General features: G+C 71.8%; 25 protein-coding genes. 20 read left to right on the plus strand and 5 right to left on the minus strand.

From position 1 onward, the window contains the following. Positions 1 to 27 precede the first annotated feature (27 nt). Together ABRP24_RS08955 and ABRP24_RS08960 are read left to right on the plus strand one after the other, a co-directional pair. Positions 28 to 753 (plus strand): hypothetical protein, encoded by a 726-nt coding sequence (locus tag ABRP24_RS08955; RefSeq protein WP_331279956.1) that lies wholly within the window; start codon positions 28 to 30, stop codon positions 751 to 753. Positions 754 to 823: 70 nt separating this feature from the next. Next, positions 824 to 1,666, plus strand: coding sequence for an NAD(P)H-binding protein (locus ABRP24_RS08960; RefSeq protein ID WP_349847915.1), 843 nt, complete (start codon positions 824 to 826; stop codon positions 1,664 to 1,666). A gap of 174 nt (positions 1,667 to 1,840) precedes the next feature. Here ABRP24_RS08960 and ABRP24_RS08965 read toward each other — a convergent pair whose 3' ends face one another. Next, positions 1,841 to 3,472: a phospholipid carrier-dependent glycosyltransferase gene (locus tag ABRP24_RS08965; RefSeq protein ID WP_349849901.1), complete on the minus strand. Its 1,632-nt coding sequence runs from the start codon at positions 3,470 to 3,472 to the stop codon at positions 1,841 to 1,843. A gap of 65 nt (positions 3,473 to 3,537) precedes the next feature. Between ABRP24_RS08965 and rsmI the strand changes: the two genes are divergently transcribed. The 7 genes from rsmI (at position 3,538) to ABRP24_RS09000 (ending at position 9,323) form a co-directional block, all read left to right on the plus strand. Then, the gene (rsmI, locus tag ABRP24_RS08970; RefSeq protein WP_111058285.1) at positions 3,538 to 4,359 is read left to right on the plus strand and encodes a 16S rRNA (cytidine(1402)-2'-O)-methyltransferase; all 822 of its coding nucleotides are present in this window, start codon (positions 3,538 to 3,540) and stop codon (positions 4,357 to 4,359) included. A 134-nt stretch (positions 4,360 to 4,493) separates the two neighbouring features. Further along, a complete protein-coding gene (gene metG, locus ABRP24_RS08975) occupies positions 4,494 to 6,062 on the plus strand; it encodes a methionine--tRNA ligase (RefSeq protein ID WP_349849897.1) in 1,569 nt (522 codons plus the stop codon). Next, positions 6,059 to 6,991 carry a TatD family hydrolase gene (locus ABRP24_RS08980; protein ID WP_214563889.1) on the plus strand — a complete coding sequence of 311 codons (933 nt, stop codon included), beginning with the start codon at positions 6,059 to 6,061 and terminating at the stop codon, positions 6,989 to 6,991. The genes metG and ABRP24_RS08980 overlap by 4 nt, the downstream gene beginning before the upstream one ends. Before the next feature lie 2 nt (positions 6,992 to 6,993). Beyond that, positions 6,994 to 7,845, plus strand: coding sequence for a 16S rRNA (adenine(1518)-N(6)/adenine(1519)-N(6))-dimethyltransferase RsmA (rsmA, locus tag ABRP24_RS08985; RefSeq protein WP_214525503.1), 852 nt, complete (start codon positions 6,994 to 6,996; stop codon positions 7,843 to 7,845). A 367-nt stretch (positions 7,846 to 8,212) separates the two neighbouring features. Continuing rightward, positions 8,213 to 8,407 (plus strand): hypothetical protein, encoded by a 195-nt coding sequence (locus tag ABRP24_RS08990; protein WP_349849894.1) that lies wholly within the window; start codon positions 8,213 to 8,215, stop codon positions 8,405 to 8,407. Positions 8,408 to 8,593: 186 nt separating this feature from the next. Next, on the plus strand, positions 8,594 to 8,746 hold the full coding sequence (locus ABRP24_RS08995) for a hypothetical protein (RefSeq protein ID WP_349849892.1): 153 nt from the start codon (positions 8,594 to 8,596) through the stop codon (positions 8,744 to 8,746). A 37-nt stretch (positions 8,747 to 8,783) separates the two neighbouring features. Beyond that, the gene (locus tag ABRP24_RS09000) at positions 8,784 to 9,323 is read left to right on the plus strand and encodes a DUF4287 domain-containing protein (RefSeq protein ID WP_214522706.1); all 540 of its coding nucleotides are present in this window, start codon (positions 8,784 to 8,786) and stop codon (positions 9,321 to 9,323) included. A gap of 139 nt (positions 9,324 to 9,462) precedes the next feature. Here the strand turns inward: ABRP24_RS09000 and ABRP24_RS09005 are convergent, their stop codons facing one another. Next, a complete protein-coding gene (locus ABRP24_RS09005; protein ID WP_349849890.1) occupies positions 9,463 to 10,203 on the minus strand; it encodes an SDR family NAD(P)-dependent oxidoreductase in 741 nt (246 codons plus the stop codon). Positions 10,204 to 10,304: 101 nt separating this feature from the next. Between ABRP24_RS09005 and ABRP24_RS09010 the strand changes: the two genes are divergently transcribed. From ABRP24_RS09010 to ABRP24_RS09030, 5 genes are all read left to right on the plus strand, one after another. Further along, on the plus strand, positions 10,305 to 11,147 hold the full coding sequence (locus ABRP24_RS09010; protein ID WP_071246969.1) for a helix-turn-helix transcriptional regulator: 843 nt from the start codon (positions 10,305 to 10,307) through the stop codon (positions 11,145 to 11,147). A gap of 200 nt (positions 11,148 to 11,347) precedes the next feature. Continuing rightward, positions 11,348 to 12,346: an alpha-L-glutamate ligase gene (locus tag ABRP24_RS09015; RefSeq protein WP_349849888.1), complete on the plus strand. Its 999-nt coding sequence runs from the start codon at positions 11,348 to 11,350 to the stop codon at positions 12,344 to 12,346. Between the two features lie 147 nt (positions 12,347 to 12,493). Next, complete coding sequence (locus ABRP24_RS09020; protein WP_176709290.1) at positions 12,494 to 13,534, plus strand: LLM class flavin-dependent oxidoreductase; 1,041 nt, start codon at positions 12,494 to 12,496, stop codon at positions 13,532 to 13,534. Continuing rightward, on the plus strand, positions 13,534 to 14,853 hold the full coding sequence (locus ABRP24_RS09025) for an O-acetylhomoserine aminocarboxypropyltransferase/cysteine synthase family protein (RefSeq protein ID WP_071246963.1): 1,320 nt from the start codon (positions 13,534 to 13,536) through the stop codon (positions 14,851 to 14,853). The genes ABRP24_RS09020 and ABRP24_RS09025 overlap by 1 nt, the downstream gene beginning before the upstream one ends. A 9-nt stretch (positions 14,854 to 14,862) precedes the next feature. After that, entirely contained in the window at positions 14,863 to 15,795 is a 933-nt protein-coding gene (locus tag ABRP24_RS09030) for a 4-(cytidine 5'-diphospho)-2-C-methyl-D-erythritol kinase (protein WP_027466065.1), read from the plus strand. Between the two features lie 42 nt (positions 15,796 to 15,837). On the opposite strand, the gene ABRP24_RS09035 is transcribed toward ABRP24_RS09030, so the two are convergent. After that, positions 15,838 to 17,490: a glycosyltransferase family 39 protein gene (locus tag ABRP24_RS09035; RefSeq protein WP_349849885.1), complete on the minus strand. Its 1,653-nt coding sequence runs from the start codon at positions 17,488 to 17,490 to the stop codon at positions 15,838 to 15,840. A 95-nt stretch (positions 17,491 to 17,585) separates the two neighbouring features. On the opposite strand from ABRP24_RS09035, the gene ABRP24_RS09040 reads away from it, so the two are divergent. The 6 genes from ABRP24_RS09040 to ABRP24_RS09065 are packed head-to-tail and all read left to right on the plus strand — an operon-like array spanning position 17,586 to position 22,874. Further along, the gene (locus ABRP24_RS09040) at positions 17,586 to 18,644 is read left to right on the plus strand and encodes a ThiF family adenylyltransferase (protein WP_349849883.1); all 1,059 of its coding nucleotides are present in this window, start codon (positions 17,586 to 17,588) and stop codon (positions 18,642 to 18,644) included. Positions 18,645 to 18,703: 59 nt separating this feature from the next. Next, the gene (locus ABRP24_RS09045; protein ID WP_349849881.1) at positions 18,704 to 19,120 is read left to right on the plus strand and encodes a TOBE domain-containing protein; all 417 of its coding nucleotides are present in this window, start codon (positions 18,704 to 18,706) and stop codon (positions 19,118 to 19,120) included. Beyond that, on the plus strand, positions 19,117 to 19,920 hold the full coding sequence (gene modA / locus ABRP24_RS09050; RefSeq protein ID WP_349849879.1) for a molybdate ABC transporter substrate-binding protein: 804 nt from the start codon (positions 19,117 to 19,119) through the stop codon (positions 19,918 to 19,920). The genes ABRP24_RS09045 and modA overlap by 4 nt, the downstream gene beginning before the upstream one ends. A gap of 3 nt (positions 19,921 to 19,923) precedes the next feature. After that, positions 19,924 to 20,724, plus strand: coding sequence for an ABC transporter permease (locus ABRP24_RS09055; protein WP_071246956.1), 801 nt, complete (start codon positions 19,924 to 19,926; stop codon positions 20,722 to 20,724). Beyond that, positions 20,721 to 21,761, plus strand: a complete 1,041-nt coding sequence (locus tag ABRP24_RS09060) for an ABC transporter ATP-binding protein (protein WP_349849876.1) — start codon at positions 20,721 to 20,723, stop codon at positions 21,759 to 21,761. The genes ABRP24_RS09055 and ABRP24_RS09060 overlap by 4 nt, the downstream gene beginning before the upstream one ends. Before the next feature lie 12 nt (positions 21,762 to 21,773). Continuing rightward, on the plus strand, positions 21,774 to 22,874 hold the full coding sequence (locus tag ABRP24_RS09065; protein WP_017888287.1) for a calcium:proton antiporter: 1,101 nt from the start codon (positions 21,774 to 21,776) through the stop codon (positions 22,872 to 22,874). Between the two features lie 443 nt (positions 22,875 to 23,317). Here ABRP24_RS09065 and ABRP24_RS09070 read toward each other — a convergent pair whose 3' ends face one another. Both ABRP24_RS09070 and moaA read right to left on the minus strand, forming a co-directional pair. Next, entirely contained in the window at positions 23,318 to 23,566 is a 249-nt protein-coding gene (locus ABRP24_RS09070) for a MoaD/ThiS family protein (RefSeq protein WP_173035058.1), read from the minus strand. Between the two features lie 3 nt (positions 23,567 to 23,569). Next, a complete protein-coding gene (gene moaA, locus ABRP24_RS09075) occupies positions 23,570 to 24,622 on the minus strand; it encodes a GTP 3',8-cyclase MoaA (protein WP_111101320.1) in 1,053 nt (350 codons plus the stop codon). Positions 24,623 to 24,625: the final 3 nt, after the last annotated feature.

The following is a 24,625-nucleotide window of genomic DNA, read 5'->3' on the forward strand; positions in this document are numbered from 1 at the left end:
TCGTCGCGCCCAGGCTGCGCGGCGCCGATGGCCGGTAGGATCGAGGACGACATGGGCAACTCGTTCACGCTTCCCGACGCCGCCTCACTCGGTGACCTCCGCACGTACCTCGGACGTGCCGCTCGGATCGAGGACGGCTCGGTCCGGCTCATCGCCGACTCCGGCGTCCTGGCCGTCTACACGGCGATCCTCTACCCGCTCGGGCTGCTCGACGAACTGCCGACGGTGCTCGGGCTCCGCACGTTCTCGCTCACCGAGCCCGCGTCGATCGACACCGTGGTCCCGCTGCAGTCGCTCCTCGAACGCCTCCGCCTGCTGGCCGAGGCGCAGGACGCCGAACACGCCGAGGGTGCCGACCCGACGCGGGCCACCCCGATCGAGGTCGAGCTGCCGCACGAGGTGCACACCGTGACGTGGGCGGCCATCTCCCCGCCCCGCGGTGGCTGGGTGCCGCTGCCGGACGTCTCCCCGGAACTCCTCCGCCGGGCCACCCGCGACGGCATCGCCGAGGTCGCCGATGCGGTGCCGTCCAACTCGGGCGAGGCCATCGTCCGGCGGATCCGTGCCGAGGTCTGGGGCCGACCGGTCCCGGGCGTCGAACACCTGCCCGCCGGTGCGGGCTTCGCGGGCGAGAGCCTCGGGTTCCTCGGGCACGACCCGGTCCGCCTGTTCGAGACGGGTCCGTGGAGCCGACTCACGACCTCGCGCGGCCACGTGCTCGTGAAACGCCGCGCCTGGACCCTGACCTCCTAGCGACGACGACGACGCCGACGCCGCCGACGGCTACGGCGACGCCGCCCGGCCGCCGTGGTTGGCTGGCCGCATGCACGTCTTCCTCACCGGCGCGTCCGGCTACATCGGCTCCTCCGTCCTCCGCTCCCTCGTGGCCCACGGCGACGAGGTGACCGCGTTCGTCCGGTCCGACGAGAAGGCCCAGCGCGTCCGTGACGCCGGTGGTCGGGCACTGGTCGGCGACGTCACCGACACCGACGTCGTCGAACGGCTGCTGCACGAGAACGACGGTGTGGTCCACACGGCATCGGCGCCCGGCGTCGACCCGGACTTCATCGGCACCGCGATCGGTGCCCTGGCCGGCACCCCGAAGCCGTTCGTGCACACCGGTGGGATCTTCACCTTCGGCGACTCGACGGACATCTCCGAGCAGTCGCCGCTCGACCCGCCGGCGTTGACCGCCTGGCGCGGACCGAACGAGGCCCTGCTGCGGGCGAGCGACGTGCGGAGCACCATCGTCGCCCCCGGCATCGTGTACGGGCGCGGCGCCGGCATCCCGGCGATGTTCGTCAGCGACGGCGAGCAGCCGGTGCGGCTGGTGGGCGACGGCTCCCAGCGGTGGACGACGGTGCACGTCGACGACCTCGGCGAGCTCTACGTCCTCGCGCTGCACCGCGGCGAGCCCGACGGGTACATCGTCGCCGCGACCGGGGACAACCCGACCGTCCGTCAGGTCGCCGAGGCCGGGGCCCACGGCGCACCGGTCGTCGCCGAGAGCGTCGACGCGAGCCGGGATCGGCTCGGGCGGGACTACGCCGACGCCCTGCTGCTGCACCAGGAGGCGTCCGGCGCGCACGCCCGGTCGACCTTCGGCTGGCGTCCGTCGCGGCCGTCCCTGGTCGAGGACCTCACCTCCGGCTCGTACGTGCGCTGAGACGCGCTGTCCGAAGACGACGGCGTCCCGCGGGCACGAGAACGCGGGGAGCGGCGGACGGGAGGCCCGTGGCGGCGCCGCCACGGGCCTCCAGTCCGGCGGTGGTCGCCACCAAAGCGCCCAGCGCGACGGGCGCGGCGAGCCCGGTCAGACCGGCCGGACCTGACAGACCGGCTACAGCCAGCTGGGGACCCAGTAGTGCGACCGGACGAAGTCCCACGGCACCTGCATCGCCGTCCACATCGGGTACCAGTAGACCGAGGCCAGCACGACGACGCCCAGGTACACGCCGACCCACAGGATCGCCCGTGACCGGCGTGACCGTTCGTCACTCCGCCTGCCGAGCACCAACCCGATCGCGGCGGCCAGTGCCATCACCATGTAGGGCTCGAACGCGATCGTGTAGAACTGGAACACCGTCCGGTCGACGTACATCAGCCAGGGCAGGTACCCCGCCGCGACGCCGAGCAGGACGAAGCCGTACTCCCACTTCCGGCGCAGGATCCAGAGCACGAGCAGCGCCACCGTGGCGATGACCGAGGCGTACCAGATGAACGGGTTCGCGATGCCGGTGATCGCCTCGCCGCAGCGGGTCGCCCAGCAGCCGTCCTGTCCGGCGTCCGTGCCGACGTAGAACATCGACGTGGGGCGCTGCATCACGAGCCAGAGCAGCGGGTTCGCCTGGTACGAGTGCGGGGTGTGCAGCCCGATGTTGAAGGCGTAGATCTCCGACTGGTAGTGCCACCAGTTCTGCAGGCTGTCCGGCACCCAGGCGAGCAGCCCGGTCCAGCGTTCGCCGCCCGAGGACAGCCAGTTGCGGTCCCATCCGTCCTTCGACACGAACCAGCCGGTCCACGACGCCACGTAGGTCACTGCGGCGATCGGCACGGTCAGCAGGAACGACACCGGTGCCTGCTGCAGCAGCGCGCTCGACGACCAGAACTCGACGCCGGCGCGGCGGCGCATCATCATGTCGCTGAGCACGGAGTACACGGCGAAGAACGCCAGGAAGTACACGCCCGACCACTTCGTCGCCGCTGCCAGCCCCAGGGCCAGGCCCATCGCGAACAACCACGGCCGCCACCAGAACACCGGCCCCCACAGGGTGGTCCGCCCGGCGGCGGCGCGGGCGGCGACCCACTCGTCGAGCCGCCGTTGACCCTGCCGTCGGTCGAGCAGCAGCGCCCCGAACCCGAGGATGACGAAGAAGGTCAGGATGCCGTCGAGGAGCGTCACCCGCGACATCACGATCGCCTGCCCGTCGATCGCGAGCAGGAAGCCGGCGAGCGTGCCGATCATCGTCGAACGGAACAGCGACCGGGCGATCACCGCGGTCAGGAACACCGTCGCGATGCCGAGCACGGCGACCGTGAAGCGCCAGCCGAACGAGTTGTCCGCCCCGAACAGCAGCATCCCGAGGCCGATGAGGTACTTGCCGAGCGGCGGGTGCGCGATGAACTCCGCGGCGCTCGTGAAGATGTCCGTCTCACCGCGCACGAACCGGTCGTCGGTCGTCGGGGCGGTGTCACCGCTCGGGTTCGCGGGCCAGGTGCCCTCGTACCCGAGGTGCACGATCGACCAGCCGTCCTTGACGTAGTACGTCTCGTCGAACACGAGCGAGTGGGGGGTGCCGAGGTTCACCAGCCGCAGCACGGCGGCGAGGAGCGTCACCGCGAGCGGACCCGTCCACCGCCACACGGCGACCCGCTGCGACGTGGAGAGCACCCGCGCCCACCAGTCGTCCAGGCGCGAGCCGACCGGCCCGTCGGGCACGGCCGTGCGGTCGTCGGTCAGCTCGCTGGTCATCGCTGAGCATCCTACGGATCGACCGTATGTCCGCGCTGCGACTGGGGTGCGGGGACAATGGGTGCGTGATCGTCCTCGCAGCAACGCCCATCGGCAACCTCGGGGACGCCTCGCGCCGTCTCGTCGAGACCCTCTCCAACGCCACGGTCGTCGCGGCGGAGGACACCAGGACCGCCATCCACCTGATGCGCGCCCTGGGCATCGAGAACCGTCCGCGGCTCATCGCCCTGCACGAGCACAACGAACGGGCGAAGGCGTCCGAGGTCGTCGAGCTCGCCCGCGACGAGGACGTCGTCGTCCTCACCGACGCCGGCATGCCCGCGATCAGCGACCCGGGCTTCCCGCTCGTCGAGGCCGCCGCGGCCGCCGGCGTCACCGTCACCGCCCTGCCCGGGCCGTCGGCCGTGCTCATGGCGCTCGCCGTGTCCGGGCTGCCCACCGACCGCTTCACGTTCGAGGGGTTCCCGACCCGCAAGGCCGGGGAGCGCCGCCGGGCGTTCCAGGCGCTGGCGGGGGAGCAGCGGACGATGGTGTTCTTCGAGTCGCCGCACCGGCTGGCCGAGACCCTGGCCGACATGGCCGTCGGGTTCGGGGGCGACCGCCGCGCCGCGGTCTGCCGCGAGCTCACGAAGCTGTACGAAGAGGTCCGTCGCGGGCCGCTGGACGAACTCGTCACGTGGGCGTCCGAGGGTGTGCGGGGCGAGATCTGCATCGTCGTCGCCGGCGCGGCAGAGGCCACCGAAGAAGCCACGATCGACGACGGCGTGCGGCTGGTGCTCGAGCGGGTGGCCGCCGGCATGCGCATGAAGGAGGCCGCCGCGGCGGTCGCGGACGCGACCGGGCTGTCGAAGCGCGACCTGTACGAAGGGGCGCTCGCGGCGCGCTGAGCGGGGCTCGTCACGTTCGCGTCCGCCGGTCTGGAGGCGCGGGGCGGGCCCGTCACGGGCCTCCCGGACCCGGTTCTCCACAGTCCACCGCCGCACGCGTCATCGGGGTTCCGTGCGCCCGTAGGATGGTCCGCATGTCCGCCGGGTCCTCGTTCAGCATCACCACGCCGATCTTCTACGTGAACGACGTGCCCCACATCGGGCACGCCTACACCGAGGTCGCCGCGGACTTCCTCGCGCGCTGGCACCGGCAGCGCGGTGATGACACCTGGCTGCTCACCGGCACCGACGAGCACGGGCAGAAGATCCTGCGCACCGCCTCGGCGAACGACGTCTCGCCCAAGGAATGGGCCGACCGGCTGGTCAACGACGCCTGGAAGCCACTGCTCGACACGGTCGACGTCGCGAACGACGACTTCATCCGCACCACCGACGAACGCCACGAGCGCGGCGTGACGGCGTTCCTGCAGAAGCTCTACGACGACGGCTTCATCTACGCCGGCGAGTTCGAGGGCTTCTACTGCGTGGGCTGCGAGGAGTACAAGCAGCCGAGCGACCTGGTCGCCGGCACCGGTGGGTACGAGGGCCAGCAGGTCTGCGCGATCCACTCGATCCCGGTCGAGGTGCTGGCCGAGCGCAACTACTTCTTCCGGATGTCCGACTTCGAGCAGCGCCTGCTCGACCTGTACGAGTCGAACCCGCTGTTCATCCAGCCCGAGAGCGTCCGCAACGAGATCATCTCGTTCGTGAAGCAGGGACTCCGCGACCTGTCGATCTCGCGTTCCAGCTTCGACTGGGGCATCAAGATCCCGTGGGACAGCGACCACGTGCTGTACGTGTGGTTCGACGCCCTGCTCAACTACGTCACGGCGCTCGGCTACGGCACCGACGACGACGAGGCGTTCCGGCGCCTCTGGCCGAGCGTGCACATCGTCGGCAAGGACATCGCCCGCTTCCACGCCGTCATCTGGCCGGCGATGCTCATGGCCGCCGGGCTGCCGGTGCCGGAGCGCGTCTTCGGCCACGGCTGGCTGCTCGTCGGCGGCGAGAAGATGTCCAAGTCGAAGCTGACCGGCATCGCTCCGTCGGAGATCACCGACACGTTCGGGTCCGATGCCTTCCGCTACTACTTCCTGCGTGCCATCACCTTCGGGCAGGACGGCAACTTCAGCTGGGAAGACATCTCGGCGCGCTACCAGGCCGAGCTCGCGAACGGCTACGGCAACCTGGCGTCACGCCTGGTCGCCATGCTGCAGAAGTACTGCGACGGCGAGGTCCCGGAGCGCGGCGCGCTGACCGAGTCCGACCAGGCGATCGACGCCCTGGCCGTCTCGGTCACCGAGCGTGCCGACGCCGCCATCGCGGCCTTCGCCCCGCACGAGGCGATCGCCATCGTGTGGGAGCTCGTCGACGCCCTGAACGGGTACATCACCGAGCAGGCGCCGTGGGCCCTGGCGAAGGACGACGCCAACCGCGAGCGCCTCGGCACGGTCCTGACCACCGCGCTCCGCGGCCTCGGCACCGTCACCGTCCTGCTGTCCCCGGTCATGCCGAAGGCGACCGAGAAGCTCTGGGCCTCGATCGGCGCCGGCGGGTCCGTCGCCGAGCAGCGGGTCGACCGCGCGTTCGAGTGGCAGGCAGCGTCGCACGTGGTGCCGCTCGAGGGCGGGCTCTTCCCCCGGATCGAGCAGGTCTCCGCGTGACCGACGCCGAGTCGCACGTCCGGTCCCGCGGGGACGGGGGGTCCGGTGGCTCGAAGCGCGACCTGACGTACCCGCCGCTGCCGCAGGCGCTCGTCGTGCCGGTGTACGACAACCACACCCACATGGAGATCGCCGACGGTGTCGGCGACGGGGGCGACGGTCCGCTCGAGTACCGCGAGCACCTCGACCGTGCTTCGAGCGTCGGCGTGCGCGGTGTCGTGCAGGTCGGCACGGACCTCGCCACCTCGGAGTGGTCCGCGTCGATCGCCGCTCGGGAGCCCCGGGTCCTGGCGGCCGTCGCGCTGCACCCGAACGAAGCGCCCGTGCTGCAGGAACAGGGGCTGCTCGACGAGCACCTCGCCGGCATCGAACGGCTCGCCGCGCTGCCGCGGGTCCGGGCGATCGGTGAGACCGGTCTCGACTTCTTCCGCACCGGCGAGGACGGCCGCGACGCCCAGGTCCGTTCGTTCGAGGAGCACATCCGCATCGCGAAGGAGCACGACCTCGCGCTGACGATCCACGACCGCGACGCGCACGACGCCGTGGTCGAGGTCCTCGACCGCGTCGGCGCGCCGGAGCGGACCGTCTTCCACTGCTTCTCCGGGGGCCCCGACCTCGCCCGGCTCTGCGCCGAGCGCGGCTGGTACATGTCGTTCGCCGGCACCGTGACGTTCAAGAACGCCGCACTGCTGCGTGAAGCCCTGGTCGTCGCCCCGCGGCACCTGATCATGATCGAGACGGACGCGCCGTTCCTGACGCCCACCCCGTTCCGTGGTCGCCCGAACGCGCCGTACCTCATCCCGCTCACCCTGCGGTCGATGGCGGAGACGCTCGGCACGGATGCCTCGATGCTCGCGGCCCAGATCGCCTCGAACACCGAGCTCGTCTACGGCGCGTGGGACGCCGAGCCCGTGACGGTGGACGAGTAGTCGTGGGCGCACTGCTCGGCCCGGCGGAGATCCGGGAACTCGCGGCCGAACTCGACGTCACCCCGACGAAGAAGCTCGGCCAGAACTTCGTGCACGACGCCAACACCGTGCGGCGGATCGTGTCGGTCGCCGGCGTGACCCCGTCGGCACGGGTGCTCGAGATCGGCCCGGGGCTCGGGTCGTTGACGCTCGGGCTCACCGAGACCGGCGCGCCCGTCACCGCGGTCGAGATCGACAAGCGCCTGGCCGCCAAGCTCCCGTCGACGGTGTCGTCGATGCAGCCGGACGCCACGCTGACGGTCGTGCAGCAGGACGCCATGACCGTCGCCGCCACGGACCTCGACGTCGAACCGACGCACCTCGTCGCGAACCTGCCCTACAACATCTCCGTGCCCGTGCTGCTGCACCTTCTCGCGACCTTCCCGTCGATCGAGCGGTCGCTCGTGATGGTGCAGGCCGAGGTCGGGTACCGGCTCGCCGCGGGCCCCGGCAGCAAGGTCTACGGGTCGCCGAGCGTCAAGGCCGCCTGGTACGGCTCGTGGAGCACCGCCGGGTTGGTCAGCCGTCAGGTCTTCTGGCCGGTGCCGAACGTCGACAGTGTCCTGGTGGCGTTCGACCGGCACGAGCCCCCGGGGGACGAGCTCCTGCGGTCGCGGGTGTTCACGCTGGTGGACGCGGCGTTCCAGCAGCGACGCAAGATGCTGCGGCAGAGCCTGTCCGGGGTGCTCGGCGGCAGTGCGCACGCGTCCGAGGTCCTGACCGCGGCGGGTATCGACCCGACCGCCCGGGGCGAGGCGATCGGTGTGGACGACTTCGTGCGGCTCGGGCGGACGGTCCTGGCGGCTGCGGAGTAGTCCTCCTCGCGCCTGGCTCCAGCGAAATACGGAATGTTTCGTGAAGTCCATTCGATGCTCCTACGGTTGATCGCATCGACCGAGGGGACACCATGCAGCCGACCGAACCACGCCGACCGATCCGCCGCGGCCCGACCGAGGAACAGCTCACAGCGGGTCGTCGGCGCGCCCTGCTCAGCGCGGATCCTGGTCGGCCGCGGGGGCCGAGGATCTTCACCGACGCCGAGCGGCAAGCGCTGTTCGCTCGGACGCCGCGACCTGAAGGCACGTTCGAAGAACGCCGCGAGCGCCGACGGCGTGCGATCGAGTCGATCGATCCGGACTGCCGAGCCGAACCCATCGCGCGCATCCGCCAGGCACGCTGATCGTGTTCGAGCGACTCAGATCCGGTGAGTTCGACGAGCATCGGGTACTGGAGTTCGACGGATGCACCAGCAGGCCGGATGTCGTGCTCGTCGAGACGAGTTTCATCGAATGCGTGCTGCACCGTGCGGAGCCGCAGCACGTCGGGGCGTCAGCGTTCTGGGATCACCTCGACCTGGCCGACACGCGGATCCTGTAGAGCGCGTTCACCGAGTTCGAGCTCTTCGAATCTGCCCGCCACAAGGGACTGCAGGCTGCACGTCGCCATGTGGCCGCATGGCGAGACCTGCTGCGGTCGACGCAACTGCACTGGGTCGGGATCGATGACGTCAGCGATGGAGTCCCAGGGCTGATCGAGGAGTTCGGCCTGACAGCCTTGGGTGCCGTGCACGTCGCCACCGCCATCTCGTCGAAGGTGGACGGTTTCGTGACGGTCGATCCTGCGTTCGGCGTCGTGGACAAGGAGCGTCTCCCGCTGATCATCGACACGAAGGGTGCGCAGCTGGCGCGTCGCCTGCGGGCCAGCTCCCGACAGTGAGCGGTGCTGGCGGGGTCCTGAAGCCTACGATGACGGCATGACCGACGGAACGGTTCGCTCGCATGCACAGGGGATGGCGCCGGACCGCGTCCTTGCAGCGACGGGCAAGAAGCCCGACGACTGGCATGCCCTGATCGACCGAGCGGACGGAGCCACCATCGGGCACGCGGCGATCGCGTCCTGGTTGATCGGTCAGGGCGTCGAGCCGTGGTGGGCACAGGGCATCACCATCGGGTACGAACAGGCCCGCGGGCTCCGCATCCCCGGTCAGCGTGCGGACGGCACCTTCGCGGTGTCGGCCTCACGGCAGGTCCCGGGTGAACGAGAGGCCGTGCTCGATCGGATCGTCCCGGTGTTCACGGCGGCACTCGGATCCACGCCGACGTCCGAGCGACGCGGCGGCAGGCGCCCCTCGGCCCGCTGGACCTTCGCCGACCGCGAATCCGTGCTGCTCAACACCGAGGACGGTCCGAAGCCGGACACCGTCCGCATCTCGGTGCAGCGGGAACGGCTCACCGGCCCCGAGCGGATGCCCGACGCGAAGGCCGAACTGCAGCAGCTCCTCGCCACCCTCTGACGCCGCGACAGGGCACCGTGCCCCTCGCACCGTGCGAGGCGCACCACGCCTGGTGCGAGGTTCCGTGTTCGGTGCGAGCCGAAGTGCCTCGCACCGAACACGGAACCCCGCACCGTGCGAACGTGGGCCGTCGCCCGACTCAGTGCTCGCGGGACGCCATGATCTCGAGGATCTGCTGGTGGTTGCCGTTCCGCTCGGCGAAGCGCAGCGGGTGCACGTTCTGCACCAGGATCTCCGGGGCAGCGCCGGACTCGATGAGCGCCATGACCTCGTCGGCGAACGCGTCGAGCGGCATCCCACCGAAGTCGGCGCCGCCCATCAGGTCGGTCATGACGGCCGGCGGGGCGAGCTCGAGCACCTCGAGCGAGGACCCGACGAGCTGCTGACGGAGGGCCTGCGTGTAGGCGTGCACACCGGCCTTCGTCGCGCTGTACGTCGGCGACGCGGTGAGCGGGACGAACGCGAGACCGGACGTGACGGTCATCAGGGTGGCCGAGGGCTGGGCGAGCAGGTGCGGCAGGAACGCGTCGATGAGCCGGATCGTGCCGACCAGGTTCGTCTGGACGAGCTCGACGGCGTCGTGGATGTGCCCGGGGTCGCGGAGGTCCTCGTCACGCATGATCCCCGACATGGTGATGAGGGCATCGAGCGACGGGTAGGCCTCGAGCACCGAGGTGGCAGCGGCCTCGATCGACGACGCGTCGGCGACGTCGATCTGCACGGTGCCGAAGCCGTGCTCGGCGGCGAGGGAGTCGAGGAGGGCCTGGCGACGGCCGCCGATGACGACGGTGCTGCCGGCGGCCTGCAGGCGCTGAGCGAGCGCGAGACCGATGCCCGAGGTCGCGCCGGGGATGAAGACGGTGGAGTTCGTGATGTCCATGACCACCACGATGCTCCGTGGGCAGGGTCGCAACCAGAGCGCGGTCATCGGGGGATCGGCGATCCCTGGCACCCGGGCCGGAAGCGGACGATGATCGACCCATGGACCGTGCCGCGCTCGCCGACTTCCTCCGCCGTCGCCGTGAGTTGCTGCGCCCCGAGGACGTCGGCCTCGGGCAGGGGCCACGACGCCGGACCCCGGGGCTCCGCCGCGAAGAGGTCGCTGCCCTCGCCGGCATGTCCGTCGACTACTACACGCGACTCGAGCAGCAACGCGGACCGCAGCCGTCCGAGCAGATGATCGCGGCGATCGCCCGGGCCCTGCGCTGCAGCCTCGACGAGCGCGACCACCTGTTCCACCTGGCCGGGCAGAACGCCCCGACCCGGATGCACCGCGCCGACCACGTCGACCCGGCGATCCTGCGGGTGCTCGACCGGCTCGAGGACACCCCGGCGATCGTCGTCAGCCACCTGGGCGAGACCCTGGTCGAGAACCGGCTCGCGGCCGCGCTCCTCAGCAGCTCGGTCGACCTGCCCGGCAACCGGCGCTACCAGGCGTGGCGGTGGTTCGTGACCGGTGAGGAGCTCGCGAAGTACGCGCCCGAGCAGCACGAGCGGCTGGGGCGGGTGGTGGTCGCGTCGCTCCGGGCGGCCGTCGGGCTCGCGGGCCCGGGCGACCGCCGGGCGACCGAACTCATCGCCGAGCTGCAGACGCGCAGCGCCGAGTTCCGCGACCTCTGGGCCAAGCACGAGGTGGCCACGCGCTGGTCGGACAACAAGACGATCGTGCAGCCGGAGCTCGGCCGCATCACCGTCGACTGCCAGGTGCTGCACACCGACGACCAGGCGCAGGCACTGCTGCTGTTCACGGCGCCTCCAGGGTCGGAGGACGCGCAGAAGCTCGAGCTCCTCGGCGTCGTCGGACAGCAGACCTTCGCCGGCTGAAGACCTCGCACGGTGCGAGGTCGACCACCGCCGGTACCGAATGGTGCGAGGTTCCGTACGCCGTGCGACGGCGAGCAGGTCGCACCGAGTACGGAACCTCGCACCGAGCGACAAGGACCCCGTGCGACCCGCCCCCACCGAGAAGCAACGCCACGTCACACACTTGGGCGCGTGCGGTATACCGTGCCTAGGGTGGGGGCGTGAGCACTCCGCGCGTGTACGTCATCCACGAGAACCCCGAGTGGTTCCCCCCGCTCGCCGCCGCCTTCGAGGCCGAGGGCGTCCCGGTCGAGGAGATCCTGCTGACCGAGGGGCAGATCGACCTCGCGGCCGAGCCGGCACCCGGCGTCTACTGGAGCCGCATGTCCGCGAGCTCCCACACCCGCGGCCACGAGCACAGCAAGGAGTACACCCGGGCGATCCTCGGCTGGCTCGAGCGTGCCGGCCGCCAGGTCGTCGGCGGCAGTCACGTGCTCGAGCTCGAGGTGTCGAAGGTCGCGCAGCACGGTCTCCTGCAGCAGGCCGGGTTCGACGTGCCGCGCACGACCGCCGTGTTCGGCACGACGACGCTCAAGGACGCCGCCCGCACCTTCACCGACGGGCAGGACATCCCCTTCATCGCGAAGCACAACCAGGGCGGCAAGGGCCTGGGCGTCCGGCGGTTCGACTCGCTCGCCGAGTTCGACGCCTACGTCGACAGCCCCGAGTTCGAGGCCCCGGTCGACGGCATCACCCTGCTGCAGGAGTACCTGACGGCCCGCGAGCCCTTCATCACCCGCGTCGAGTTCGTCGGCGGCGAGTTCGTGTACGCGGTCCGCGTCGACACCAGCGCCGGCAGCTTCGAGCTCTGCCCCGCCGACGCGTGCGAGGTGCCGCAGGTCATCGCGGGTGCCGTCTGCGACGTGCCCGGCACCGAGACCGCCGGTGCGCCCCCGGCGTTCGCCGTGCGGACCGAGATCACCGCCGAGCACCCGCTGGTCCAGCAGCTCCGCACGTTCCTCGCCGACCAGCGCATCACCATCGCGGGCGTCGAGTTCATGGAGACGACGGACGGCCGCACCGTCGTCTACGACATCAACACGAACACGAACTACAACCCCGCGGTCGAGGAGTCCGCGCCGGCCTCCGGCCCGCGCTCCATCGCGAAGTACCTCGGTGGTCTGCTGGAGACGCAGTACGCGGCGCAGCTCACGGCCTGAGAACGCAAGAACCACCGGACTGGAGGCCCGTGGCGGGCCCGCCACGACTGCCTCCGCTGGCTCCGGCAGCGCGACCCGCACAACGCTTCGCGTCGTCAACCAGCGGCTCCCGCCCGTCCGCCTTTCCCACACCCCCAAGGAACCAACGTGCGATTCGGATACTGGACCCCGCTCTTCGGCGGCTGGCTGCGCAACGTCGACAACGAGAACATGCCGGTCACCTTCGACTACGTGAAGCGCCTGGCGCAGCGCGCCGAGCGGATCGGCTTCGACCTGACGCTCGTGCCGGAGCTCAACCTCAACGACATCAAGGGCACGGCGGCGCCCTCGCTCGAGGCGTGGTCGCTCGCGGCGGCCATCGCGGCGACGACCGAGCGCCTGGAGATCATGGCGGCGATGCGTCCCGGGTACCACCTGCCCGCGGTGACGGCGAAGCAGGCGGCGACGATCGACGACATCTCGTGCGGACGGTTCACCTTCAACGTCGTGAGCGCCTGGTGGGCGGAAGAGGCGAAGCAGTACGGCGGGATCTTCTCGGAGCACGACGACCGGTACAAGCGCACCGCGGAGTTCGTCGAGGTCATGAAGGGCCTGTGGCGCGAGACCCCGTACTCGTTCTCGGGCGAGTACTACGACATCGAGAACGCGCACCTCGAGCCGAAGCCCCGCGTGACGCCGCGCATCTACGCCGGTGGGGAGAGCGAGGCCGGCAAAGCAGCGATCACCGGGTACGCCGACGCCTACGTCACGCACGGCGGCACGGTCCAGGAGCTCCGCGCGAAGATCGACGAGATGAAGCAGCGCCGCATCGACGCCGGCCTGCCGCCGTTCGAGGCGTTCGGCATGGCCGCGTACGTGATCGTGCGCGAGACCGAGGAAGAGGCGCAGGCTGAGCTCGCCCGGATCACCGACGTGCAGCACGGCAAGGCGTACGAGTCGTACCAGGACTTCATCTCGAAGTCACAGCTCGAGCACGTGCCCTCGCTCGAGGACTACTCGGTGTCGAACCGCGGTCTGCGCCCCGGTTTCGTGGGGACGCCGTCGCAGGTGGCGGACCGCATCCGGGAGTTCGAGGACGCCGGCGTCGACACGCTCCTGCTGCAGTTCTCGCCGCAGCTCGAGGAGATGGACCGGTTCGGCGAGCAGGTCATCCCGCTCGTCCGGCAGTCGGTCGGGGCGCAGTCCTGATGGGGGCCACGCCGACCAACGCGGAGGACGGCTGGGCGTTCGAGACCCGCCAGATCCGCGCCGGCTTCAAGGCCGACCCGGGCTGGGGCGCGAACGTGCCGCCGATCGCGCAGAGTGCCGCGTACGTCTACCCGTCGGGCGAGGACGCCGCCGCGCGCTTCATGCTCGACGCCCCCGGCCACACCTACACGCGGGTGAACAACCCGTCGGCGGCAGCCCTCGAGCGCCGGATCGCCGACCTCGAGGGCGGGATCGGTGCGCTGGCGCTGGCGTCCGGGCAGGCGGCGACGTCGCTGGCCGTGCTCGGTGTCGCACGCGCCGGTGACCACGTGGTGTCGAGCGCCTCGCTGTACGGCGCGACCTACACGCTGTTCGCCTCGACCCTGCGGGACCTCGGCATCACCTTCACGTTCGTGCAGGACCCGACCGACCTGTCCGAGTGGGCGGCGGCGGTGCGTCCGGAGACGAAGGCGTTCTTCGGTGAGTCCATCCCGAACCCCCGCGGGGACGTCCTGGACTTCGCCGGGGTGGCCGGGGTCGCGCACGAGGCCGGTGTGCCGCTCATCGTCGACAACACCATCGCGACGCCGTACCTGGTGCGCCCGATCGAGCACGGCGCCGACATCGTCGTGCACTCGGCGACGAAGTACCTGGCCGGACACGGCAGCGCCATCGCCGGGCTCATCGTCGACAGCGGGAACTTCGACTGGGCGGCCCACGCCGACGCCTACCCGCAGCTGGCCACGACCGAGCAGTCCGGGTTCGCGAACACGAACTTCGCCGACAAGTTCGGGCGACGGGCGTTCATCCAGCGCACCCGCTCGAAGCTGTCCGCCGACCTCGGGCCCGCGATCGCACCGTTCAACGCGTTCCTGGTGCTCCAGGGCATCCAGACGCTGTCGCTCCGCATGGACCGGCACGTGTCGAACGCCGCCACCGTGGCGAGCTGGCTCGACGCCCACGACCAGGTCGAGCACGTGCACTACGCCGGCCTGCCGGACTCGCCGTGGCACCACCTGCAGCAGCGCTACGTGCCGAAGGGACCGTCGGCCGTGCTGTCGTTCGACCTGGCCGGCGGGGTCGCCGCGGGGCGACGGTTCGTGGCTGCGCTCGAGCTGTTCGACCACGTCTCGAACCTCGGTGACGTCCGATCGCTCGTCGTGCACCCGGCATCGACCACCCACGTGCAGATGACCTCCGCCGAGCGGGCAGCCGCCGGGGTGGGGGACGGACTCATCCGCCTGTCGATCGGCCTCGAGCACATCGACGACATCACCGCGGACCTGGCGCGGGGGTTCACGGCAGCCGCAGCGGGATAGGTTGGGCGCATGACCACGTTGGCCGCACCGACCCGCGTGCGGACGCGCGCCCCCGGCAAGATCAACGTGTTCCTGTCCGTCGGGGCGCTGCAGGACGACGGCTACCACGACGTCGCCACGGCGTACCAGGCGGTGTCCCTGTACGAGGACGTCACCGCCGAGGCCGCCGACGACTTCTCGGTCACCTTCACGGGGCCGATCGACACGAGCACCGTGCCGGTCGACGAGTCGAACCTCGCCATCCGTGCGGCCCGGCTCGTGGCCGACGCGGCCGGACACCGCGGTGGGGTGCGGCTGACCATCGACAAGCAGGTGCCCGTCGCCGGCGGCATGGGCGGTGGGTCCGCGGACGCCGCGGCGACCCTGCTCGCCGTCGACACGCTCTGGGGCACCGCGCTCGGTCGCGAGGAGCTGCTCCGGCTCGCCGCGCAGCTCGGCGCCGACGTGCCGTTCGCCTTCGCCGGCGGCACCGCCGTGGGCACCGGCCGCGGTGACGAGCTGAGCCCCGCGCTGGCCAAGGGAGAGTTCCACTGGGTCCTCGCCCTGAGCGACGACGGGCTGAGCACCCCCGCCGTCTACCGTGCGCTCGACGAGCACCGCGAGCGCTACCGAGCCGACATCTCCCCGGCGCCGTCGCACCCCGTGGTCGAGGCCAACGTGCTGCAGGCGCTGCGCGCGGGTGACCCCGACCTGCTCGCCGACTGCGTCCACAACGACCTGCAGGCACCGGCCATGCGGCTGCAGCCCCGGCTCGCGGCGACGCTGGAGCTCGGTGAGAAGTCCGGTGCCCTGGCCGGCCTGGTGTCCGGCAGCGGACCGACGGTGGCGTTCCTGGTGGGCGACCGTGATGCCGCGCTCGAACTGCAGGTCGAACTCAGCGCCGCCGGCCTCGTCGCACTCCGGGCCACCGGTCCGGTGCACGGCGCACGCGTGGTGCACTGACCCGACGCCCCGGCAAGGCCGTCGGCGGCCGGACCGCCACCGTCAGCGGCTGTACTTCCAGAGGATGACCGTCCCGGTGTGCCAGTAGCGCACGACGTGGAAGCCCTCGGCCACCAGCGTCTCGGTGACCTGCGGGCGGATGTTCCGTGACTTGCCGCCGACGAACCACACGGTGTCGATGCCGGAGATCCGCTCGGGCACCGTCGTGGCCACGTCGCCGTTGACGTTCCAGAGCTGTCCGCGTTCGGCCCCGGTCTCGGCGACGGCGAGGTCGCGCATCCCGGTGAAGGCTTCGGGGTAGGAGTCGGCGATGACCTGCGCGGTGGTGCCGGGGTGCCGCCAGACGCTGCCGAACACGACGCCCTCGTTCCGGTCGGTGCGCCGGTCCCGCTCGCGCTCGATGATCGCTGCGGCGTTCGCCCAGTGCGAGTCCTGCTTGGCGTGGGGCAGCCGGACGATCGTGCTCGTCGGGGCCGACACGAGCAGCATCCCGACGACCGCGAGCGCCAGCCACCGTCGGGGTCGGATCGCCGTGATCGCCAGGCCGATGAGCAGTGCGACGAACGGCAGGCTCAGGCTGGCGTACTTCGGGGTGTACAGGTGCTCTCCGGCCGTGGTCGCGCCGACGAGCAGTGCGGTGGGCAGGACCATCAGGGGCACGGCGACGCGGACGGCCTGCATCCGGAGCAGGTCGCGGGCGGCCGGGGCAGGGCGTCGGGCGGCGCGCACGGCGAGCACGACCCCGACGATCATCAGGACCCACCCGAGCACCGCGTACGGCCAGACGGCACCGAACCACGCGGTCGCGACGACCTGGCGCACGGTGGCCCACCCGACGCCGGTGATCCAGCCGACCTGCTTGGCCTGCCCGGCGGCGAGCACGATGAACGGCGACACCACGAGTGCGGCGCCCACGGCGGCGACGCCCCAGCGCACGAACACGGCTCGGTCGACGATCGGCGCGGCCACCGGACCGCTGCGCTCGGAGAGCACGGCGTCGCGCCGCGCGGCGCGGTCGGCGACGGCGGTCCAGAGGAGCACGACCCCGTGCGCGACGACGGCCAGGGCCAGGTAGACGTTGAACAGCACGGCGACCCCGGCGAGCATGCCGTAGACGACCCACCACCGGGTCGCGTGATGCCGGATCCGGGTGCGGCGGACCGCGGTGAGCCCCACGAGGGTCAGCGCGACGGCGAAGGTCGTGACGGTGGCGTACGGGCGCCCCTCGGTGCCGGCCCAGGCGACGCGGGGCAGGACCAGGAACACGATCCCGGAGACGACGCCGAGCCGCACGCCGCCGAGACGACGGCCGAGGGCGACGACGAGCCCGGCGGAGACCCCGATGGCCAGGGCGCTCGGGAACCGCAGCGTGAACGGCGAGTACCCGACGAGAGTGAACCAGACGTGCATCACGGCGTAGTACAGCCCGTGGACGGCGTCGACGTTCTGCAGTTCGGCCCACAGCGCCGGCCAGCTCCGCTGGGCACTCGCGACGGTCGCGGCCTCGTCGTACCAGAGCGACGGTACCCAGCTGAAGGCCGCTGCGACGACGACGCCGAGCGCACCGACGGTGATCTCGGGGGTCCGGGCGAGGGCCCGGACGGCCGCCGCGGCGAGACCCAGCGAGCGCGCGCGCACCGACCCGTCCGACGTCGTGCGTCGGACCGGGACGGTACCGGTGCGGGGGGAACTCACGCCCGCGACCGTACCGATCTGCTCTGGGGATCCGCCGCGTCCAGGCACTGAACTCTCACATGCAGGAGTTCGGTGCGACGGGCCAGAATGACGGGATGGAACCCCTCGTCGCCCCCGCCGCCGCGCTCTCCCCGGGGCGGGTGCAGCTCGGTTCGCGGACCGCCGCGCTCGCCGAGGTCGGGGTCACCGGGCTGCGACGCCTGGCCACATCACGCGTCCTCGTCGTCGGGGCGGGCGGGCTCGGGGCGCCGGTGGTCGCATACCTCGCCGGGATCGGTCGGCTCACCGTGGTCGACCCCGACGTGGTCGACGCCTCGAACCTGGCCAGGCAGACGCTCTTCACCGCCGCGGACGTCGGCTCGCCGAAGGCACGGGTCGCGGTCGCCCGAGCTCTCGCCGTCGACCCCGAACTCGACGCGGTCGCCGTGGTCGCGTCGTTCACGCCGGACCTGGTCGCCGGACACGACGTCGTGGTGGACGCCGCCGACTCGGTCGTGGTCACCCGGGCCGTCTCGGACGCCTGCGCCGCGGCCGGCGTGCCGTTCGTGTGGGGCACCGTGCTCGGTCACGACGGGCAGGTCAGCGTCTTCCGCGACGCCGGGTCCGACGGCGTCGACTTCCACGACCTGCACCCCGACGCCCTGCCCGACGAGGGATCGTGCGCCCTCGACGGCGTCGTCCCCGCACTCTGCGGCGCGGTCGGTGCGGTGATGGCGGGACAGGTCTTCGCGATGGTCACCGGCACGGGCGACCCGCTGCTCGGACGTGTCCTGACCGTCGACGCCCGCCGGTGGCGCTGGACCGAGAGCCCCGTCCGTCGGGGGTCCGCCTCGCGTCGACCGGCACCTGCTGCCGGTGCCTCCGCGGCGCCGCGCATCGCGCCGTCCGCCCTGGCCGCCAGAGTGGCGGACCCGTCGGACCCGCTGGTCGTCGTCGACGTCCGGACCGCCGAGGAACGCGCGGACGGCGTGGTCGCCGGTGCCGTCACCGACGACACCGGCGCTGACGAGGTCGTCGTCTACTGCGCACGCGGACCCCGCGCGGACGCGTGGGCGGCTCGGCAGCCGGCCGGGAGGCGCGTGGTGGTCCTCGACGGCGGCTTCGAGGCCTGGCGTCGCGAGGGCCTGCCCGTGTCGATCGAGCACCGGTCCTGACCCAGCCTGCTCACCTCCACCGCCCCTGTCGCCGTATCCGCGGATAGGATCGGTTGATCATGACGCAACTGCGGGTACGGGACGCTGCGGCCTTCCTCGGGATCAGTGACGACACCGTTCGTCGGCTCGTCGACGGCGGCACCTTCACCCGTGCCACGGACGACGCGGGGCGAGCCGTGGTCGACGGTCGCGAGGTCGCCGCCTACGCACGGGAACGCAGCTCCGAGCTGACCGACCCGGCGTCCGCGGTGAAGAGCTCGGCGCGCAACCGCTTCGTCGGGATCGTCACCGACCTGGTCGTCGACACCGTGATGGCGCAGGTCGAACTGCAGTGCGGCCCGCACCGCGTGGTGTCCCTGATGAGTGCCGAGGCCGTCCGCGACCTGGGGCTCGAGGTCGGGTCCGTCGCGGTGGCGTCCGTCAAGGCCACGATGGTCGCCGTCGAGGCACCCGCCCACCGGGAGGACCCCCGATGACCCGTCGTTCCCGCTCGTTGCTCGTACCCCTCGCCGTCCTGGCGACGCTCGGCCTGTCGGCGTGTTCCACCGCCGACGCTCCCGCGGGGTCCTCGTCGCCGTCGTCGAGCGCGGACGCCGACGTGTCGGGTTCGATCACCGTCTTCGCCGCCGCGTCCCTGCAACAGACCTTCACGACCCTGGGCAAGCAGTACGAGACCGCGCACCCCGGCGCCTCGATCCGGTTCTCGTTCGCCGGCTCCAGCGACCTCGTCACCCAGATCCAGAACGGCGCCCCCGCCGACCTGTTCGCCGCGGCGGACCAGGCGAACATGACGAAGCTGACCTCGGGTGACCTGGTGACCGGGACGCCGCGGGCCTTCGCCACGAACACGCTCGAGATCGCGGTCGCCCCGGGCAACCCGCGGGGCATCGGCGGCCTCGACGACCTGACGGCTCCGGGTGTCCAGCTCGTCACGTGCGCCGCCCCGGTGCCGTGCGGTGCCGCGACGGCGAAGGTGGAGTCCGCATCGGGCGTCGACCTCGATCCGGTCAGCGAGGAGCAGTCCGTCACCGACGTGCTCGGCAAGGTCGAGTCCGGTCAGGCCGATGCCGGACTCGTCTACGTGACCGACGTCCGCGGGGCCGGCGGCAAGGTGGACGGGGTCCCGTTCGACGAATCGAGCAAGGCCGTCAACACGTACCCGATCGGCGTGCTCCGGGAATCCCAGGACCCGGAGCTCGCGCAGGCGTTCTCGGAGTACGTCCGCTCCGCCGCCGGACAGCGCGTGCTCTCCGACGCGGGCTTCGGGAAGCCCTGACCCGTGGCTCCGCGCGCTGACGGACGGCCGCCGGTCGCGTGGTGGCTCCCGCTGCCCGCGGTGCTCGGCGGGCTGTTCGTCGTCGTGCCGGTGCTCGCGATGCTCGGCCGGGTGGACTGGTCGTCGTTCGTCGGGCTCGTGACCTCCACCGCGTCACTGACCGCGCTCGGGCTCAGCCTCGGCACGGCCCTCGCGGCCACGGGCGTCGCGTTCGTCCTCGGGTACCCGCTCGCCGTGCTGTTCGCGCGGTCGCGGTCGCGCTGGGTCGGCGTCGCCCGGGCCGTCGTGCTCCTGCCGCTCGTGCTGCCGCCGGTGGTCGGCGGTCTCGCCCTGCTCGCGGCCTTCGGTCGGCTCGGGGTGGTCGGGGCGTTCCTCGACGACCACGGCCTGCACATCGCGTTCACCACGACCGCGGTGGTCATCGCGCAGACCTTCGTCGCGATGCCGTTCCTGGTGTCCTCGGTCGAGGGGGCGCTCCGCGTCGAGGGTGACCGGTACGAGCGGGTCGCCGCGACCCTGGGCGCCGGACCCACCCGGACGTTCCTGACCGTCACGACGCCGCGGGTCCTGCCGGGGATCGTGTCCGGGCTCGTGCTGTGCTTCGCCCGGGCGCTCGGCGAGTTCGGGGCCACCCTGACCTTCGCCGGCAGCCTGCAGGGGGTCACGCGGACCCTGCCGCTCGAGGTCTACCTGCAGCGCGAGGTCGACCCGGACACCGCGGTGGCGCTGGCGGTCGTGCTCGTCGTGGTGGCGGTCGTCGTCATCGGGGCCTCGTCGTTCCGGACCCGCGGAGCCCTGGCGTGACGGCCGAGGCTGCGGTGGGAGTCCGGGCGCACGTCGTCGTCGGGCCGCGGGACGTCGACGTCGCGATCGAGGTCCGAGCGGGGGAGTGCCTGGCGGTCATCGGGCCGAACGGTGCGGGCAAGTCGACGGTGCTCGAGGCCCTGGCCGGGCTGCTGCCGATCGACTCTGGCCTCATCGAACTCGACGGGGTCCGTGCCTCGAGTCCACGGCACACCCTGCCCGCGCACCGTCGTCGGACCGGACTCGTCGCGCAGCGGCCCGATCTGTTCCCGTTCCTCGACGTCGTCGGGAACGTCGCCTTCGGGCCCCGTGCGGCCGGAGCCGGTCGCGCCGCGGCCCGGCAGCTCGCCCGCGATGCGCTCGACGCCGTCGGGGTCGCTGACCTGGCCACCCGCGACCCCGGGACACTCTCCGGCGGACAGGCACAGCGCATCGCGATCGCCCGGGCGCTCGCCACCGACCCGGCGGTGCTGCTGCTCGACGAACCGACCTCGGCGCTCGACGTCGGCGCGCAGGACGAGGTCCGCGCGGCACTCCGGACCGCCGTCGCCGGCCGGCCCGCGGTGCTCGTCACCCACGACCCGGTCGAGGTCGTCGCCCTGGCCGACCGCGTCGTCGTGCTCGAGGGCGGCCGGGTGGTCGAGCAGGGCACCCCCGCGGCCGTGCTCGGTCGTCCGACGAGTGCGTTCGCCGCGACGTTCTCCGGACTCGCGCTGGTGCGCGGGACCGCCACCGGGGGTGGGATCGCGATCGACGGCGGGGGTGAGCTGGCGTCCGGGACGCACGCCGTGCCTCCCGGCCGGCCCGCCCTGGCTGCCTTCCACCCGACGGCCGCCGTGCTGACGCGGGACGGTGCCGGAGCCACGCGCACCGTCTCGTCGCTCGAGCCGCGCGACGGACTGGTGCGGGTGCGGGCCGGTGACCTGGTGGCGGACCTGACGCTCGCGCGGCTGACCGCGCTCGGGATCGCCCCCGGCGACGCGGTGCGGATCGACGTCCCCGCAGCCGAGGTGGCGGTCTACGCGCCCCGCGGTTGAGACAATGGTCGGATGACCTCCTGGTTCCCCAAGGTGTGGCCCGTGGCCACGCCGATCCTGGCGGCCGTCGTGCTCGCATTCTCGTACGGCCGCTACGGGCTCGGCACCGCCGTGGTGGTCGTCGTCGCCGTCGTGCTCGCCGTCACGGTCCTGGCTGCCGTCCACCACGCCGAGGTCGTCGCACACCGGGTCGGGGAACCCTTCGGCTCGCTCGTGCTGGCCGTCGCCGTGACGATCATCGAGGTCGCGCTCATCATCTCGCTGTCGAGCTCGGGCGGTGCACAGGCCGAGACCCTGGCGCGCGACACGGTGTTCTCGGCGGTGATGATCACGATGAACGGGCTGGTCGGCCTCGCGATCCTGATCGGGACCCTGCGGCACAACACCGTGCGCTTCAACCAGGAGGGCGCGAGCGCCGCGACCATGACGGTGGCCGCGCTCGCCGTGCTGACCCTGGTGCTGCCGACGTTCACCACCGGCACCGACGACGCCTCCTTCACGGGGACGCAGCTGGTGTTCGTCGCGATCGCGTCACTGGTGCTCTACGGGCTGTTCGTCGTCACGCAGACCGTGGCGCACCGCGACTTCTTCCTGCCGGTCAACCGTGCCGGCGGGGTGCTCGTCGAGTCCGAGGACGCCCACGCCGCCCGCCCGTCCGGACGCACCACGATGGTGTCGCTCGGGCTGCTCGTCGTCGCGCTCGTCGCCGTGGTCGGGCTCGCCAAGGTGGAGTCGCCCGCGATCGAGGCCGGGGTCGCCGCCGTCGGGTTCCCGCCGTCGTTCGTCGGTGTCGTGATCGCGCTGCTCATCCTGCTGCCGGAGGGCATCGCCGCGTCGAAGGCCGCCGCACGGAACCGGATCCAGACGAGCCTGAACCTGGCGATGGGGTCCGCGATGGCGTCGATCGGTCTGACGATCCCCTCGATCGCGGTCGCCTCGCTGTTCATGCCGGGGACGCTGCTGCTCGGGCTCGGGCCGTCGCAGATCGTGTTGCTCGCGCTGACGATCGTCGCGGCGGTGCTCACCGTGCTGCCCGGTCGTGCCACGCGGCTGCAGGGTGGGGTGCACCTGGTGATCTTCGCCGCGTTCATCGTGCTGTCCGTCTCGCCGTAGGGCTGGGCGGGGCGGGCGCGGGGTCGGGCGGGTCGTTCCGGGCGTACCTGGTCGAATCGGGCGTACCTGGTCGGAAGTTCCGACACGGTATGCCCGGAAACGCCAGGTATAGCGCGCGTTCTGGGAAGGAACGGGCGGGGTGCGCGGGGACGGGGTCGGGGTCGGGCGTACCGGGTCGTTCCGGGCGTACATGGTCGAATCGGGCGTACTTGGTCGGAAGTTCCGACACGGTATGCCCGAAAGCACCAGGTATCGCGGGCGTTCTGGGAAGGAACGGGCGCGGGGGGCGCGGGCGAGGGGTCGGGTCGGGCGTGCCGGGTCGTTCCGGGTGTACCTGGTCGAATCGGGCGTACCTGGTCGGAAGTTCGCACCAGGTACGCCCGGAAGCACCAGGTATCGCGGGCGTTCTGGGAAGGAACGGGCGTACCGCTCAGCCGCCGAACTCAGCCGCCAGCGAAGGGCGGCATGACGTCGACGACCTCGACACCGTCGAGCGACGTCGCCCGGTCACGCGTGGTCACGCCGTCGACCAGGTACGAGCAGCGCTCCTGCAACGCACTCCAGCGCGCAGGGTCCGCCATGTCAGCCGCGTCGATCGCGCCGAGGGCGGCCTCGATGGTGGGGCCCGTCGTGGTCAGGGAGTCGACGCCCACGGCAGCGCGGGCAGCGGCGAAGAACCGGATCGTGGTCATGCCTCAGCCGCCGATCGCACTCATGCCACGCGTCGGGTGCACGAGCTCGTCGCTGTCGTCACCGTGGTCGCGCGGTTTCGCCCACATCGCGAGCCGCCAGAGCTCGGCGACCTCGTCGTCGTCCGCCCCGGAGCGCATCGGTCCGAGCACGTCGGTCTCCTCGTCGGAGAACAGGCAGCTGCGCACGTGCCCGTCGGCGGTCAGCCGGGTGCGGGTGCAGTCGGCGCAGAACGACTCGGTGATGCTCGCGATGATGCCGACGGTGCCGAGGGGCTCGCCGGTCACGGCGTCGTGCACGCGGTACCGCTCCGCCGGGGCACCGTCGCGCGGGGCGTCGTCCGGGGTGAGCACGAACGACGTCGCCAGCAGCGCGCGGGTCTCGGCGGCGGTGATCATCGAGGTGCGGTCCCAGGCGTGGTCGGGGTCCAGGGGCATCTGCTCGATGAACCGCAGCTCGTAGCCACGCTCCAGGCACCAGCGGAGGAGTTCCGGGGCGGCCTCGTCGTTGATCCCGCGCAGCAGCACCGCGTTCACCTTGATGTCGAGTCCGGCGTCGTGCGCGGCCGACAGTCCGGCGATCACCTTGTCGAGGAACGGGCGGCGGGTCACGGTGGTGAAGACGTCAGGGTCGACGGTGTCGAGCGACACGTTCACACGCCGCAGCCCGGCGTCGTACAGGCCCTGGGCGCGGTGGGCGAGGCCGATCGCGTTCGTGGTGAGCGACAGCTCCGGTGCGTCGGGCAGCGCGGCGCACCGGGCGATCACGTCGACCAGGTCGTGCCGGAGCATCGGCTCCCCGCCGGTGAACCGGACCTTGCGGACGCCGAACCGCGACGAGCCGATCCGGACCAGGCGCTCGATCTCAGTCGCCGTCATCAGGGCCTCGTCGGGGGCGAACGGCAGCCCGGCCGCGGGCATGCAGTAGGTGCAGCGCAGGTTGCAGCGCTCGGTCAGCGACACCCGGAGGTCGACGGCGCGACGCCCGAAGCGGTCGACGAGCCCGGCGGGAGCCGGGTCCACGGAGCCGGTCGTGCCGAGCAGGATCGCGGGTGCCATGGT

The organism is Curtobacterium sp. WHRI 8282, assembly GCF_040223925.2.
GTDB classification, from domain to species: Bacteria; Actinomycetota; Actinomycetes; order Actinomycetales; family Microbacteriaceae; genus Curtobacterium; species Curtobacterium flaccumfaciens.